Annotated in this window: 12 protein-coding genes; 3 read left to right on the top strand and 9 right to left on the bottom strand. The window is 64.4% G+C overall.

All coding sequences use genetic code 11. From position 1 onward, the window contains the following. Window positions 1-10 precede the first annotated feature (10 nt). Window positions 11-961 (top strand): L-threonate dehydrogenase, encoded by a 951-nt coding sequence (gene ltnD / locus AC1Q6Z_RS26530; protein WP_492649854.1) that lies wholly within the window; start codon window positions 11-13, stop codon window positions 959-961. Here the strand turns inward: ltnD and AC1Q6Z_RS26525 are convergent. From AC1Q6Z_RS26525 to AC1Q6Z_RS26495, 7 genes are all read right to left on the bottom strand, one after another. Continuing rightward, complete coding sequence (locus AC1Q6Z_RS26525) at window positions 919-1,779, bottom strand: M20/M25/M40 family metallo-hydrolase (RefSeq protein WP_492649853.1); 861 nt, start codon at window positions 1,777-1,779, stop codon at window positions 919-921. The two genes, ltnD and AC1Q6Z_RS26525, sit on opposite strands and share 43 nt — an antisense overlap. A 30-nt stretch (window positions 1,780-1,809) precedes the next feature. Further along, complete coding sequence (locus AC1Q6Z_RS26520) at window positions 1,810-3,243, bottom strand: aldehyde dehydrogenase (RefSeq protein WP_492649852.1); 1,434 nt, start codon at window positions 3,241-3,243, stop codon at window positions 1,810-1,812. 116 nt (window positions 3,244-3,359) lie between these two features. Beyond that, window positions 3,360-4,946 carry a GMC family oxidoreductase gene (locus tag AC1Q6Z_RS26515; RefSeq protein ID WP_492649851.1) on the bottom strand — a complete coding sequence of 529 codons (1,587 nt, stop codon included), beginning with the start codon at window positions 4,944-4,946 and terminating at the stop codon, window positions 3,360-3,362. Window positions 4,947-4,980: 34 nt separating this feature from the next. Continuing rightward, window positions 4,981-6,813, bottom strand: coding sequence for a dipeptide ABC transporter ATP-binding protein (locus AC1Q6Z_RS26510; RefSeq protein WP_492649850.1), 1,833 nt, complete (start codon window positions 6,811-6,813; stop codon window positions 4,981-4,983). After that, complete coding sequence (locus AC1Q6Z_RS26505; protein ID WP_256119187.1) at window positions 6,810-7,724, bottom strand: ABC transporter permease; 915 nt, start codon at window positions 7,722-7,724, stop codon at window positions 6,810-6,812. The genes AC1Q6Z_RS26510 and AC1Q6Z_RS26505 overlap by 4 nt, the downstream gene beginning before the upstream one ends. Continuing rightward, window positions 7,724-8,713, bottom strand: coding sequence for an ABC transporter permease (locus AC1Q6Z_RS26500; RefSeq protein WP_130520143.1), 990 nt, complete (start codon window positions 8,711-8,713; stop codon window positions 7,724-7,726). The genes AC1Q6Z_RS26505 and AC1Q6Z_RS26500 overlap by 1 nt, the downstream gene beginning before the upstream one ends. Before the next feature lie 77 nt (window positions 8,714-8,790). Beyond that, the gene (locus AC1Q6Z_RS26495; protein ID WP_492649849.1) at window positions 8,791-10,344 is read right to left on the bottom strand and encodes an ABC transporter substrate-binding protein; all 1,554 of its coding nucleotides are present in this window, start codon (window positions 10,342-10,344) and stop codon (window positions 8,791-8,793) included. A 354-nt stretch (window positions 10,345-10,698) separates the two neighbouring features. Here AC1Q6Z_RS26495 and AC1Q6Z_RS26490 point away from each other — a divergent pair, with 354 nt between their 5' ends. Both AC1Q6Z_RS26490 and AC1Q6Z_RS26485 read left to right on the top strand, forming a co-directional pair. Further along, window positions 10,699-11,733: a helix-turn-helix transcriptional regulator gene (locus AC1Q6Z_RS26490; protein WP_256119185.1), complete on the top strand. Its 1,035-nt coding sequence runs from the start codon at window positions 10,699-10,701 to the stop codon at window positions 11,731-11,733. 207 nt (window positions 11,734-11,940) lie between these two features. Beyond that, window positions 11,941-12,660 (top strand): YopT-type cysteine protease domain-containing protein, encoded by a 720-nt coding sequence (locus tag AC1Q6Z_RS26485; RefSeq protein ID WP_492649848.1) that lies wholly within the window; start codon window positions 11,941-11,943, stop codon window positions 12,658-12,660. A gap of 3 nt (window positions 12,661-12,663) precedes the next feature. Here the strand turns inward: AC1Q6Z_RS26485 and AC1Q6Z_RS26480 are convergent, their stop codons facing one another. Together AC1Q6Z_RS26480 and AC1Q6Z_RS26475 are read right to left on the bottom strand one after the other, a co-directional pair. Next, window positions 12,664-13,626, bottom strand: a complete 963-nt coding sequence (locus tag AC1Q6Z_RS26480) for an ornithine cyclodeaminase family protein (RefSeq protein WP_492649847.1) — start codon at window positions 13,624-13,626, stop codon at window positions 12,664-12,666. Then, a complete protein-coding gene (locus AC1Q6Z_RS26475; RefSeq protein ID WP_492649846.1) occupies window positions 13,623-14,231 on the bottom strand; it encodes a helix-turn-helix transcriptional regulator in 609 nt (202 codons plus the stop codon). Before AC1Q6Z_RS26475 ends, AC1Q6Z_RS26480 begins: the two co-directional genes overlap by 4 nt. Between the last annotated feature and the right edge of the window lie 148 nt (window positions 14,232-14,379).

Below are 14,379 nucleotides of genomic sequence, written 5' to 3'. Positions count from 1 at the left end.
AGTTGCCGCAATGGATGATCGTCGAAGCGCCGCCGTGATCGGGCTCGGATCGATGGGTGCCGGCATGGCGCGCGCGCTGCATCGAAGCGGGATGCGGACGACCGGGACGGATGTGAACGCGAAAGCATTGCAGGCGATGGAACGCGACGGGGTGGCGACCTATCGCACGCCCGCAGAGGCGGCGGGCGCGGCGGATATCGTCATTGTCGTCGTGGTGAATGCGGCGCAGGTGGAGGCCGTGCTGTTCGGCGAGGACGGTGCCGTTGCCGCCATGCAGCCGGGCTCCGTCGTGGTCTGCTGCGCCACCATCGCGCCCGAACGGGCGAAGGCTTTCGCGGCGCGCGCAGGCGAGCACGGCATCCTCTATCTCGACGCCCCGATCAGCGGCGGCGCGGAAAAGGCGGCCGCAGGAAAACTGACGGTGATGGCCTCCGGCCCGCAGCAGGCCTTCGATGCCGCGGCACCCGCGCTGAAGGCCATGGCCGAAACCGTCTACGACCTCGGCGCGGATGTCGGCATCGGCTCCTCGTTCAAGATGGTCAACCAGCACCTCGCCGGCATTCACATCGCCGCCGCCTGCGAGGCGATCACCTTCGCCAGGTCGCTCGGCCTCGACATCGCCAAGGTCTTCGAGGTCATCACCAAATCCGCCGGAAACAGCTGGATGTTCGAAAATCGAATCCCGCATGTTCTTGCCGGCGACTACAGCCCGAAAAGCAGCGTCTCGATCTTCACCAAGGATCTCGGCATCGTCTCCGACATGGCGCGTGCCAACAAGTTTCCCGCCTCGATGGCCGGCACGGCGCTGCAACTGTTCCTGATGTGCGAGGCCGCGGGAATGGGGGCGGATGACGACGCCTCCGTCGCAAGGCTCCTCGCCGGCATCTGCAAGCTCGACCTTCCGCCGGAAGTCTGGCCTCAAAGCGCGCCCGCGGACGATGAGGCCAGTTCGATCCAGTAGCTGACGCCGGCAGGAATGACGTCGTCGTTGAAATCGTATTTCGGGTGGTGGAGGCCGGCGGTCTTGCCCTGGCCGAGGAAGATGTAGGCGCCGGGGCGCTTTTGCAGCATGAAGGCGAAGTCCTCGCTGCCCATCATCGGCGCCACGTCGCGATCGACATTCTGGGTGCCCGCCACCGCGGCGGCGGCGGCAAAGGCGATGTCGACATTGGCGTCCGCGTTCACGGTCACCGGGTAGTCGCGCAGATAGTGCAGCCGCGCGGTGGCCCCGAAGGTCCTCGCCGTCAGGTCCACCACCTCGCCGAGCCGCCGCTCCATCAGGTCCTGCACCTCACCGTTCAGCGTGCGCACCGTGCCCTTCAGCAGGCCGTCCTTCACCATCTCGTTCGCGCCGCCGCCGCCCTCCTCGGCCGGCTGGAAGATCACCGCGACGCTTCCGGCAAAGCGCCGTGTCGCGGCGAGGTATTTCGCGGCACCGAGCAGCATCGCGGTATGCCCGTCATGGCCGCAGGCATGCATCAGGCCGGCGGTCTGCGAGGCATAGCTGCAGCCGGTCTCCTCCATGATCGGCAGCGCGTCCATGTCGGCCCGAAGGCCGATCACGGGTCCGCCGGCGCCGGCCGAGCCATGGATGAGACCGACGACACCCGTCCGCCCGATGCCGCTCACCACCGCGTCGCAGCCGAATTCGGCAAGCTTCTCGGCGACGATGCCGGCCGTGCGGTGCACCTCGTACTGCAATTCCGGATGCCTATGGAAATCATGCCGCCACGCCACGATTTCCTCGAGCATCGGGGCGATGTCCTTGTTGAGCGGCATGGGCGTAACCTCCGGATTTGCGGTTTGCGGTCAGAAGCTGATCGTCTTGTGCTCGATGTAATGGTTGATGCCCTCGGCGCCGAACTCGCGGCCGATGCCGCTCTGCTTGAAGCCGCCGAAGGGCGCCATCAGGTCTGCCGCCGCGCCATTGATCGACAGGCCGCCGGTGCGCACCTTGCGGGCGATGTCGAGTGCGGCCGGCACATCGCGCGTCCAGACGGAACCGGCGAGGCCGTATTCGGAATCGCCGGCGATCTCCACCGCCTCGTCGATATCCCGGTAGCGGATGACGCTGACGACCGGGCCGAAGATTTCCTCGCGCGCGATCCGCATGGTGTTCGTCACGCCGGTGAAGACGGTCGGCCGGATGAAGGAGCCGTGGTTGATGCCGTCAGGCATGCCATGGCCGCCGATCGCCACCGAAGCGCCCTCCTCCATGCCGAGCGCGATATAGTCGTCCACCCGCTTGCGCTGGCGCTCGGAGACCAGCGGTCCGATGAAGGTCTGCTCCTCCGACGGATTGCCGACGACCATTTTCGACACCTCGTCCACCAGCGCATCGACGAAGCTGTCGTGCTGGCCTTCGGAGACCAGGATGCGCGTCTGGGCGACGCAGACCTGGCCGTTGTTGGGGAAGGACCGGTAGCGCAGCGCGCTGACCGTGCTCTCGATATCGGCATCCGGCAGCACGATCGCCGCCGACTTGCCGCCGAGCTCCAGGCTGAAGCGCGCGAGCCGGTCGCTGGCGATATGCGCGATGCGCTTGCCGACGGCGCTCGAGCCGGTGAAGCCGATCTTGTCGACGCCCGGATGGCTGACGAGATGTTCGCTGACCTCGCGGTCCGCCACGAGAATGCTGACCACGCCCTCCGGCACGCCGGCTTCGGCAAAGAGTTCGCCGAGGAACTGGCCGCTGAGCGCGGTTTCCGGCGCAAGCTTCAGGATGACCGTGCAACCGGCCAGCAGCGCCGGGTAGAGCTTGACGAGCGCCACCTGGTGCGGCGCGTTCCACGGAATGACGGCGGCAACGACGCCGACCGGCGCGCGCATCCAGAGGGTCTTCGCTTCGGGAAAGCCATCCCGCGTCGCCTCCCAGGGATATTCTTCGGCCGCCTTGAAATAGGCAAGGCTCTGGTCGCGGATCAGCGTCTGGATCGCCCGCGTGTACCAGAGCGGCGCGCCCATTTCGCGCGAGACGAACTGCGCGAATTCTTCCGCCCTCGCCTCGTAGAGATCGAAGAAGCGGCGCAGCACCGCGATGCGCTCGGCCGGCGTCAGGCGGGGCCAGGCGCCCTTGTCGAAGGCGTCGCGGGCCGTGGCCACCGCAAGGTCGACATCCGCCCGCGAGGCCAGCGGCGCCGAGCCGACGAGCGCGCCGTCATAGGGCGAGCGGACCTCGATGCGCTCCGCGCCCAGTGGTTCCTGTCGACGGCCGCCAATGAAGTTTCCAGTGAAATGTACCATGTCGCGCTCAGCCTGTTCGAAGTTATAGGAAGGGTGTCTCGCCCACGCGCAGGCGCGGGCAAGGTGGAAAATTTCGGTGTCCGGACCAGCGCCCGGACGGTGGTGGGGTCAGATTGTCAGGGTTCTATAAGGTCTGAGGCCCTCTCACCGATCATGATCGATGTGGCATTGGTGTTGCCCGCAATGTGGCGCGGGAAGATCGAGGCATCGGCGACCCAGAGGTTCTCGGCGCCGCGGACCTTGAGGTCCGGCGTCAGCACCGCGCGCGCGTCCACGCCCATGCGGCAGGTGCCCACCGGATGCAGGAAGGGCACGGTCGATTTGCGGATGTAGGCCTCGTCGGCCGCGGCCCCCGCGCTCGGGTCCGGCACGTCGATCAGCTTCATCACCTGCGAACCGAAGGGCGCCGTCGAGGCGATCTTGCGCACCCAGGCAAGGCCGCGCTTGACACCGTCGAAATCGTCCGGGTGGTCGAGCAGGCGCGGATAGATGGCCACCGGCGCCAGCGGGTCCTTCGAGCGGAGCTCCAGGTGGCCCATGCTCTTCGGATGGTTGATGTTGACGAGGATGGTCGTCAGCTTGCGGTTCGGAACCGTATAACGGCCCTTCTTCTTCACCCAGCCGAAGGGGAAGAGGTGGAATTGCAGGTCCGGCTCTTCGAAAGACGGATCGGATTTCAGGAAGGCGAGCACCTGCGCGGTCGGCACGCTCATGAAGCCCTTGCGCCGGAAAACCCATTCGGCGAGCGTCTTCACGCCGTTGATCGGCGTCGCCAGGCTGTTGGCCGTCGTCACGTTCATCTCGGCCAGCACATAGAGGCCGGGATGTTCCATGAGGTTGCGCCCGACATCCGGGCTTTCGACGAGAGGCTCGATGCCGTGGCGCTTCAGCTGCGCCGGATCGCCGATGCCCGACAGCATGAGGATCTGCGGCGAGTTGATGGAGCCGGCCGACAGCACGACGCCCTTGCGCGCCTTGAAGGTGACGCGCGTCCCGTCCTTGATCGCCCGGATGCCGACGGCGCGGCGGCCTTCGAAGAGGATGGTCTCGACGATCGTGCCGTCCACGAAGGTGAGGTCCGGATTGCCGAGCTTCGGCTTGATGAAGGCCTCCCAGGCCGAGTGCCGCTTGCCCTCGCGCGTCGAGCCCTGGTTCCAGGCGACGCCTTCATGGGAGGCGCCGTTGAGGTCTGGGTTGAGCGGCACGCCGGCATTGACGAAACTGTCGAGGAAGGCCTCGGAGACCGGATGTTTCCAGCGCAGGGCCGAGACGCGCTGGGGGCCGAGGCCGCCGCGCAGCGCATTGTCCTTGTCGTTGTCGGCCGTCTCCATCTTGCGGAAATAGGGCAGCACCGAGTTCCAACCCCAGCCCTTGTTGCCCATGGCTTCCCAGGCGTCGTAGTCCTTCGCCGCGCCGCGGATGAAGATCATGCCGTTGATGGCGGAGGAACCGCCGGGCACGCGGCCGCGCGGCCATTTTTCCACGAGGTTGTCGCGGGTCGGGTCCGGCTCGGTCTGGAAATCCCAGTCGTAGCGCTTGTTGCCGATCGTGTGCACGAGCGCTGCGGGGATATGGGTGAGGTTCAGGCGTTCCTTCTTGCCGGCCTCCACCAGCAGGACGGAATTCTTCTTTTCGAGAAGCCGGGCGGTCAGCGGGCAACCGGCGCTGCCCGATCCCACCACGATATAATCAAATTCTTTCAAGGCACTCATTTGCTGTAGACCTCTGGATTATCCGTCACGCCGCTTCGACGATTTTCGCCAGGTGACAGGCGGCGAGGGCTTCGCCGGCCCGCGGTGTCAGCACCGGATCGATGGTTGCGCATTTCTCGATCGCGAAGGGACAGCGCGTCCGGAAGCTGCATCCCGGCGGGATGTTGATCGGGTTCGGCGGCTCGCCTTCGAGAAGGTATTTTTCCGGATCGTAGGGCCGCGCCTCGATCGACGGCACGGCGCTGAGAAGTGCCCGCGTATAGGGATGGCCGGGATTGAAGAAGGTCGTCTGGTTGTCGGAAAGCTCGACGACGCGGCCGAGATACATCACCGCGACGCGGTTGCAGACCCGCCGCACCATTCCGAGATCGTGCGAAATGTAGAGGAGCGTGATGCCGCGCTCGCGCTGCAACTTCTCGAAAAGCGCCAGAAGCTTCGTCTGCTCCACCTGGTCGAGCGCAGACAGCGTCTCGTCGAGGATCAGCAGTTCCGGATCGAGCACCATGGCGCGCGCGATGTTCACCCGCTGGCGCTGGCCGGCGCTGAGGCCCACCGGCAGCTTGTCGTGGAGATCGAGCGACAGGCCGATTTCCTGCATGACCTGCTCGACCTTCGGGCGGATCGCGCTGCCCGCCATGCCGTGGATCCTCAAAGGTTCGGCGATCGTGCGGCCGATGGTGAAATGCGGCGGGATGGCGTTGAACGGGTCCTGCAGCAGAAGCTGGAAGCGCTTGCGCAGGTCGAGCTGGCCCTTGGCGTTGAGCCGGGCGATATCCTTGCCCTTGAACAGGATCTGCCCGGTATTGGGCAGTTCGAGCAGGCTGAGCAGCCGCGAGAGCGAAGACTTGCCGCAGCCGGATTCGCCGACGATGCCGAGGCTGTCGCCCTTGTGCACATCGAACGACACGCCGCGCACGGCATGCACATGCTGCTTGCCAAACAGTTTCGTCGGGTCCTTGGTGCTGTAGACGCGGCTGATGTCGCGCACGGACAGCACCACCTCGCTGTCGGAAATCTTGTCGGCGATCGAGGCGCCGGTGTTGCGCGTGTCGGCCTCCCAGATTTTCGGCAGGTCCGAGATGAGGTTCGCCGTATAGGGATGTTTGGGGGCGCTCAGCAGGTCCTCGAAAGGCTGGTGTTCCACCACCTGGCCAGCGGACAGGACCAGCACCTCGTCGGCGATATCGTGCAGGGTGCCGAGCGAGGACGAGACGAAGAGGATCGCCGTGTTGAAATCGCGCTGGAGATCCTTCAGCAGGCGCAGGATCTGCGCCGCCACCGTCACGTCGAGCGGCTGCGTGATGTTGTCGGCCACCAGCAGGTCCGGCTGGGTGACGAGCGCATCGACGATCATCACGCGCTGCATCATGCCGCCCGAAAACTGGAACGGGAATTCCTGGAAGCGCTGCGCCGCCGAGGGGATCCGCACCGCATCGAGCGTGCGCACGACCCGGCGCGCGGCGTCGGCCGTGCTGATGCCCGGCTCGACGGCTTTCAGCTTCTCCACGATCTGGTGACCGATCGGGATGGTCGGGTCGAGCGCGCTGCCGGGATCAGAGCCGATATAGGCGATCTTGCGGCCGCGCAGCGCCTGCATCTGCCGCTGCGGCAGCGTGACGAGGTCTTCGCCACGATAGAGGATCTTGCCGCCGGTAATTTCCAGCGGCCTGGCGACCCAGTTGATCAGCGCGCGCGACAGCACGGTCTTGCCGGAGCCGCTTTCGCCGATGATGCCGAGCACGCGGTTTTCCTCGATGCTGAGGGAAACGTCCCTAAGCACCGGCCGCCTTGCGCCGGAGCCCAGAAGCAGATCGACGGAAAGGCCCTGGACATCCAGGATTTTCGAGGACGTGTTCATTCGACCCCCTGCAGAATCTTGTTGCGCGAACGTTCCAGTGCCCCACCCATGAAATTGATGCCGCACAGCGAGAGGGCCAGCAGCAGGCCGGGCACGGTGGTGATCCACCAGGCGTTCATGAGGTATTTCGTGCCATCGGCGATGATCGTGCCGAAGGTGGGCGTCGGCGGCTGCACGCCGATGCCGATGAAGCCGAGCGCCGCCTCGAAGATCATCATCTTCGCCACATCCAGCACGGCGACGAAGGCGATCGGCGGCAGGATGTTCGGCGCGATATGCACGAGCAGGATCCGGAGGTCGGACGCGCCGAGGATCTTGGCCGCCCGCACATATTCCCGCCGCCGCTCGGACAGCGTGACGCTGCGGGCGACGCGGGCATAGGCCGGCCAGCCGGCCAGGATGAAGACGAGGATGATCGTCAGCGGCGTCGGCCGCGTGACGCCGAGGATGGTGATCGCCAGGATAACGACGGGGATCGACATCTGCGCATCGGTGAGCCGCATCAGCACCAGCCCGACCCATCCGCCGACATAGCCGGCGATCATGCCGATCGCCGAGCCGACGATGAACATGCCGATGACGCTGACGACGCCGATGAACAGCGCGTTGCGCAGGCCGATCAGCGAGCGCGAGAACAGGTCTCGCCCGAGCTGGTCCGTGCCGAAGAGGTAGGGCATGTTCGCGCCGTCGAGAAGCCCGGGTTCGAGGAACTTCTTGCTGACGTTGAACTGCGTCGGCGACAGGTTGAGGAGATAGGGGCCGATCACCGACAGGAGCAGCAGCCCGAGCACGATGGCAAAGCCGATCTTGAAATCGGCGGTGCGCCATGCCTTTGCGAAGAGGCTGGTGCCGGGGCCGCGCTTTCTTGCGACGGCCGTTCCGGCGGGATCGATATCCGTTCCGATAGCCATCAGTACTGCAGCCTTCTGTCAATGGTGGTGGCGGCGAAGTCGACGAGGATGTTGACGACGACGAGAACCACGCAGGCGAGGATGGAGATCGCCTGGATGATCGGGAAATCGCGCTGGAACACCGCGTTGATCATCAGGAGGCCCACGCCCGGAAAGTTGAACACGTATTCTATGAGGAACAGGCTGCCGAGCAGCACGCCGACGGCCTGGATGCCGAGCGTGTTGAGAAGCGGGATCAGCGAATTGCGGAAGACGTGGAAGACGATCATGCGCGACCGTGACAGCCCGCGGATCTGGCCGACCGAGACATAGGCCTCCATCAGGTTGCCGCTGACCGACACCGCGATCGAGCGGATGAAGACCGGTGCCAGTTCCACCGCCAGCACGATCGCCGGCAATATGGCGTAGCTGAAACCCTTGTAGCCGATGGCCGGCAGCCAGCCGGCCTTCGCCGAGACGAGGAAGATCAGCACCAGCGCCAGCCAGATATTGGGCAGCGAGACGAAGATCGAACTCAGGTAGAGCGCGAAGCGATCCGGCCACTTGCCCGACCGCAGCCCCGCATAGATGCCGATCGGCACCGCCAGCGCGAGCGCGAAGACGAAGGCGAGGCCGGCGAGCAGCAGGCTGTAGGGCACTGCCGTCGCGATGAGCCCGATGACCGACGCCCGGTTGGCGGCGTTGAACGTATCGGCGGCGCGGGTGCCGCCGGTGCTGGCGCCTTGGGCGCTGCGCACGAACGAACGCCCGAAATCGCCCTGGGCGATCTGCCCGACATAACGGCCGAACTGCACGAGCACCGGGTCGCGCAGCCCCATTTCCTTGGCCGTCTGTTCTGCGACCGATGGCGACACCATCGGCCCCAGCATGATGCGCACGGGGTCTCCCGGCACCACCCTCAACAAGGTGAAGATGAGCAGTGCCACGAGGAGAACGATGATGAGACCCTGCGCTATTCTTCGCATGAAGAAATCGAGAGCAAAGAGCATGTAGGGTACCCCGCGATGCCGTTACAGTCTGCCGGATTATCCGACGCCGAAGCGATGCCGCTTCGGCTGGAAATGCTTTAGACCAGGTCCGCCTTGCTGAGATCGATCGGACCGTTCGGGAAGTAGTATGCACCCTGAAGGACCTTCGCCGCGCCGTGGAAGTTGACGGCGGAAAACAGCGAGAAGCTCGGCGATTTCTGCGCCATCAGCGGGAAGACCTTTTCCTGAAGGATCTTGAGGCGCTCTTCCGGCGTCGCGGCACCCCGCTCCTCGTCGAGCACGGCGTCGATCTCCGGATCGTTGACGCCGGTGATGAGCGCCGCCTTCGAATGCCAGTTCGGGCGCAGCACCAGGTCCGGCTCCGGCGAACCGGTCATCCAGCCCACGTCGCACATATGGCCCTGGCCCTGGCCGTCGGCGGCGCGATAGATCGCCTGTTCCCAGGCGGCCGGCTCCAGCACGGTCAGCTGCACGTTGAAGCCCTGCTCGGCCATCATCGCGGTGATGATCTCGCCATATTCCTTGGTCTTCGGGTAGAAGCCGATCGAGGTGATATATTCGAGCGGCGGCAGGCCCTCGCCGTTCGGGAAGCCGGCTTCCGCCAAAAGGCGCTGGCATTCCTCCGGGTCGTATTTCGGATAGGTCTCGATGTCCTTGAAGCCGAACTTCATCGGCGAGATGAAGCAGCTCGTCGCCGAGGCGGCGTCGCCCATCAGCATGAGGATCTGCTCGCGATCGATCGCATGGCAGGCGGCAAGCCGGATGCGCGGATCGTCGAAGGGCGCCTTGTTGCAGCGGAAGTGCAGGTACTTGTTCTCGGTGGAGAGGCCGCGATGCCCGACGATGGCATCGTTGCCGGCGAGCGTGGCATATTGCTCGGGCTCCAGGCGCTCGGCGATCTGGTATTCGCCGTTCATCAGGCCGAGCAGGCGGGTATTGGCATCCGGCACATAGGCATAGACGATCTCGTCGATCTTCGGCCGGCCGCCGTAATAGGCGTCATTGGCGGCCAGCATGCTGCGATCGCCGACCGTCTCGACATATTTGAAGGCATTGGTGCCGTTCGGACGCTTTTGCAGCGTCGCGGGATCGGCGACGTCCTTGGCCGACAGGATCGGCAGGAAGCTGGAGATGAACCAGTAGGCCGATGCCGGATAACCATACTTGGCGGTGCTGAGGCGCACGGTCAGGCGGTCCACGACCTCGACATCGACGCGGCCCGGATAGAAGGAGGCGGCCGGCCGTTCCGGGTTGGAGGCATATTCCATCGTCGCCTTGACATCCTCGGCGCCGAAGTCCTTGCCGTCATGGAACTTCACGCCGTCGCGCAGCTTGAACTCCAGCGTGTTGGCGTCGATCAGCTGCCAGCTCACCGCGAGATCCGGCTCCAGCTCGGGAACCTTGCCCTCTTCCATCTGGCAGCGGGTCAGATGGCTGAACACGAATTTTTCGAAATTGGACTGGCCAAGCGTGGTGTGCGAGGTCGGGTCCCAGTTCCCGGTCACCGGACCCATCGAGGCGAGGACCACGGTCTTCTTCGCCTGCGCTGCGGCAGGCCCGGCAATCGAGGCAAGGCCCGCCACCGCAACGGCAGCACCCGCACTCGCAAGCAGTTCGCGACGTGTAATCATGGATAGGTTCCCTTTATCGTTGACCTGCCGGAGGAGAGCGGCGGCTTTCCCGACCCCCGTCCCCTTCCAATTGCAGCAACGTTAGCAGCCGCACGGCACTCCCGGCTTGACACCGCGTACGTCTTTTTTGTCGCAACGGCAGGATTGCAGCAACGGATTTGTGCAGGGCAGCAACCGGCGGTCGTGCCGCGGCGCCGGCACGGCAACCCGCCAACCGTCTTTTGTCACCGCGTGCGGCAAAAGGCCTTGCGATTCGGCCGGGCACCGGCAATCATGATGAAAACATGACGAACGGGCTGCGCGAGGCGCCCGACGTCAAACCTCCCGAAGTGCCAATGCGTCGAAGGGTTACGAATGGAACGCGTTATCGATCTGTCATCGCGTATCGACTATGAGATGCTTTTCGATCGGAAAACGGCGCAAATCTACTATGGCGTCGAGCCGGAGCCTGCCGGACGCTATTATGACGACGACCGCGGGATGGTGGTGCGCACCCATGTCGACGGCGGCCCGTTCCGCCAGGACCTGATCCAGTTCGAGCCGGACGTGCTCGCCTTTGCCGGCTTCGGCAGCCCGTTTCCGCTGCCCAATGTGCGCCACCACGTCCAGACCGTCGGCGACGAGGACTGGATCCACTTCACGCTCTGTCTGGACTCTGCCATTTGCGAAAACGTGCTCGGGCAGGAAGTGGTCGAGCAGGAGCGCTACGAGTGCACGATCACGCGCTATCCGGCGAAATCGGTGATCGACCGCATGTCGCGGCTCGACGGGCAATACAAGATCGCCTGTCTCTGGTTCAAGCCGGAGGCCTTGCTGAGAATGCTCGAAACGACGGAATCGCGCATTCCCGACGAGCTCTTCTGGCTGAAGGCGGGGCGCGTGGACCGGGTCTATTACGCCTCGATACCGCTGACGACGCAGATGTACCATGCGGTCAACGACGTGCTGGCCTGCAATTTTTCCGGCGGCGTGCGCCGTGCCTTCGTGCGCTCCAAATATCTGGAACTCCTGTCGACGATCTACCAGTCGCTGGTCGACCAGGCCAACCAGAAACGCTCGTTCTGCGGCGACGGCGACCATCGCAAGGTCGAGGCGGTGGCGAGCTACCTGACGTCGAACCCCGCCTCGAAGGATTCGCTTGCCGATATCGCGCGGCGCGTCGGCATGAACCGCACCAAGCTCGTCACCACCTTCAAGGAGGTCTACGGCACCTCCGTCGAGGCCTATTGGCGCGACTGGCGCCTGCAGAAGGCGCGCGACCTGCTCGTCAACCGCCAGATGTCGGTCAGCGAGGTCGCCCAGCAGGTCGGCTATTCCGAAATCTCCGCCTTCACCCGCGCCTTCAGCAAACAGTTCGGCATCGCGCCGAAGAAATACCAGATGAAGTGAGGCCCTGGCGGAGGCGTTGAACGCCGCTGCCCGCCCTCCCCGATCGTCCCCCCTGACGCCGGGAAGAACCTGGTTACCATCGCAAGCAGGTTTTCGCACCGCTGCCCTCAGCGCTCATTGTGCTGCGGGAGCGCGTATGCAACCATTCGCGCGGAGCGTGCATGGGCACGGCTATTTGGGAACTCAACGGCAACGGGGGAACTGAACATGGGTAAGAGCCCGACCAGTGACGCGCTTGATGCATTCGCCAAGACCGTGGGCGGCTTCAGGGCCTACGATTTCAGCCAGGCCACCGCCTTCAAGGTCATCGAGACGGACGATCCCAGCCAGGGCAAGATGTACAAGATGGTCTTGCGAAACGGCCAGCCGATGGGTGGCGTCTGCATGACCATGTGCGCCTTCTGGGTGGTGTTTCATGCCATGCAGGACAAGAAGGGCGGCAGCGCCTTCACCAAGGGACGGTCCGTCTGGGACTACCTGTTCAACGACGGCGGGCTGAACACGGGCGCGGCCACCAATATCGTCGTCGAACATCACCAGTCGTCCGGCAACCAGCTCATCTATTTCGACAACTTCATGAAGAAGTTCGGGGTGGAATTGCGCAACAAGTCGATCTCGGGCGGGCAGTTGCCGAACGCCTATATGCCTTTGACAGCCGGCACCACGGACCAGGCCGCCGCCCTGATCACCTCGGTCAACGGCTACAAGATGATCAGCCTGAAAAAGACCAATTCGGGCGCCGGCGGCGGACATGCCGTCAGCGCCTGGTACGACGGTTCCGATGCGCTGTTCATGGATCCCAACTACGGCGAATTCTGGTTTCCGTCAAAAGTTGCCTTGACCACCTGGTTCAAGTTCTTCTGGGCCAAGACCTATTCCAAGAGCTACAAGAGCCTTCGTCCCCGCACCTATGTCGCAGCCGCCTGAGCTTCAGGTCGATGCCTGTTTCAGGGCTTGGAGAGCCGCGCGGACGATGGCGATATCCTGCGTCGCGACGCCGGTAAGGTCAGCGATCGTGATCTGCGTGTCGGCGGTCCGCCCCGGCTGCGATCCGTTGAGGATGGCGCCGAGCTCCGGGCATCCGGATGGGTCGAGCAGGCCGGCCGCGACCGCTGTCGCGATCTCGCCATGGTCGGCGCATTGCGCGCGGTGATCGACCGCGATCACCGCGGCACGCGACAGGAGGTCGAGGTGCAGTTCCTGCTTGCCGGGGGCGTCGGCGCCGAGCGCGGTGATATGGGTGCCGGGCCGGACCCACTCGGCCATGACGATCGGCGCGGCCGATGGCGTCGTGGTGATGATCGCATCCGCCGTTGCGCACAGCGTCGCAAGATCCGGCTCCGCCTTGACGGAGAATCCTTCGGCCGTCATCTCGCTGGCAAAGGTCTTAGCCCTGGCGCCGTCGCGGCCCCAGTTGCGGAAGGTGAGCGGATGCTGCGCGATGGCGGACAGGGCCCTGATCTGCTGGCGGGCCTGCGTGCCCGATCCGACGATCGCGATGGACCGGCTGTCGCGCCGGCAGAGCGCCAGCGTCGCGATGGCGCCGCCAAAACCGGTCCGGAGGTCGGTCAGCCAGCCCTCGTCATAAAGCGTGGCGACCACCTGGCCGGTGTCCGAGGAGATGGCGATCATCATGCCGTTGCTCGACGGAAGGCCGCGGCGCGGGTTGTTGTAGAAGCCGGAGGCGATCTTCACGACGAAGACATCGTCGCCCGCGATATAGCCGTATTTGATGTGGCAGTCGGCATTCTGCGCTTCGAGCCGCAGATAGCCGACCGGCGGAATGTTCGCCCGCCCGTCGACGATCGCGACATAGGCGTCCCGAATGGCATCGACCGCGAAAGCGGCAATCGGCAGGCGCTTGAGGTCGTCCAGCGTGAGGCTGATCATCATGCATTGCCTTCATTGAGATATTTGTAGACGGTCGCGCGCCCCAGCCCCAGCACACGGGAAATGTAGGGCGCGGAGTTGCGCGCGGAGAATGCGCCGTCGGAGGAGAGCGCCACGACGAGTTCGCGCTTCTGCTGGCGGGTCATGTCGGTGATGCGGATGCCGCGGGCATGGGTCCATTGCTGGATATATTCGTTGATCCGCTCGTGCCAGTCTTCCTTGAAGAGGCTTGCGGGCTTGGTCTTGTCCTCCGGCAGCCGGATCAGCGTCGAAAGCGTGCGCATCACCGAATGGAAATCCGACAGGTCGACATTGATGCAGAGCACCGCGGCGGGCTTTCCAAGATGATCCGAAAGCACGACGCTGATCGCCTTGATCGACCGGCCGTCCCAGTTCACCTTCTCGTAAGGTCCGATCAGGCGCTCGTCCGGCTGGAAATCGATCTCGTGGAGCAGCGACGGCTCGCCGATTTCCCGCTTGGAGAAATTACCCGCGAGATAAACGACCGTCTCGGTCGCCAGATCATGCAACACGACCTCGGCAAACGGCTGGAAGAGCAGGGCGACGGCGTCGCAGATCCGGGCGTAACTCTCAAGTTGCTGGTTCAAGTCCGTGGCCTCACATTTCACCGCGACAGTGCCATTCGTGGACAAATTTGTCCAGAATAGAAATTTCATCCACGCCGCTTGACTTTCCTCGAAAACGCCGCTCCTATCGTGGACGGATTGTGCGATATGGACATTCAGTCCACACCAG

Source organism: Shinella sp. GW835-FHT14H05 (genome assembly GCF_058793575.1).
The sequence above is the reverse complement of the archived record's forward strand: the minus strand, read 5'-3'. Positions and strand labels throughout refer to the sequence as shown.

Bases quoted from the DNA above. Each gene is read 5' to 3' on its own strand.
- ltnD (WP_492649854.1), top strand. From the start codon at position 11: ATGGATGATCGTCGAAGCGCCGCCGTGATCGGGCTCGGATCGATGGGT.
- AC1Q6Z_RS26490 (WP_256119185.1), top strand. From the start codon at position 10,699: ATGGAACGCGTTATCGATCTGTCATCGCGTATCGACTATGAGATGCTT.
- AC1Q6Z_RS26495 (WP_492649849.1), bottom strand. From the start codon at position 10,344: ATGATTACACGTCGCGAACTGCTTGCGAGTGCGGGTGCTGCCGTTGCG.
- AC1Q6Z_RS26480 (WP_492649847.1), bottom strand. From the start codon at position 13,626: ATGATGATCAGCCTCACGCTGGACGACCTCAAGCGCCTGCCGATTGCC.
- AC1Q6Z_RS26485 (WP_492649848.1), top strand. From the start codon at position 11,941: ATGGGTAAGAGCCCGACCAGTGACGCGCTTGATGCATTCGCCAAGACC.
- AC1Q6Z_RS26525 (WP_492649853.1), bottom strand. From the start codon at position 1,779: ATGCCGCTCAACAAGGACATCGCCCCGATGCTCGAGGAAATCGTGGCG.
- AC1Q6Z_RS26510 (WP_492649850.1), bottom strand. From the start codon at position 6,813: ATGAACACGTCCTCGAAAATCCTGGATGTCCAGGGCCTTTCCGTCGAT.
- AC1Q6Z_RS26505 (WP_256119187.1), bottom strand. From the start codon at position 7,724: ATGGCTATCGGAACGGATATCGATCCCGCCGGAACGGCCGTCGCAAGA.
- AC1Q6Z_RS26500 (WP_130520143.1), bottom strand. From the start codon at position 8,713: ATGCTCTTTGCTCTCGATTTCTTCATGCGAAGAATAGCGCAGGGTCTC.
- AC1Q6Z_RS26520 (WP_492649852.1), bottom strand. From the start codon at position 3,243: ATGGTACATTTCACTGGAAACTTCATTGGCGGCCGTCGACAGGAACCA.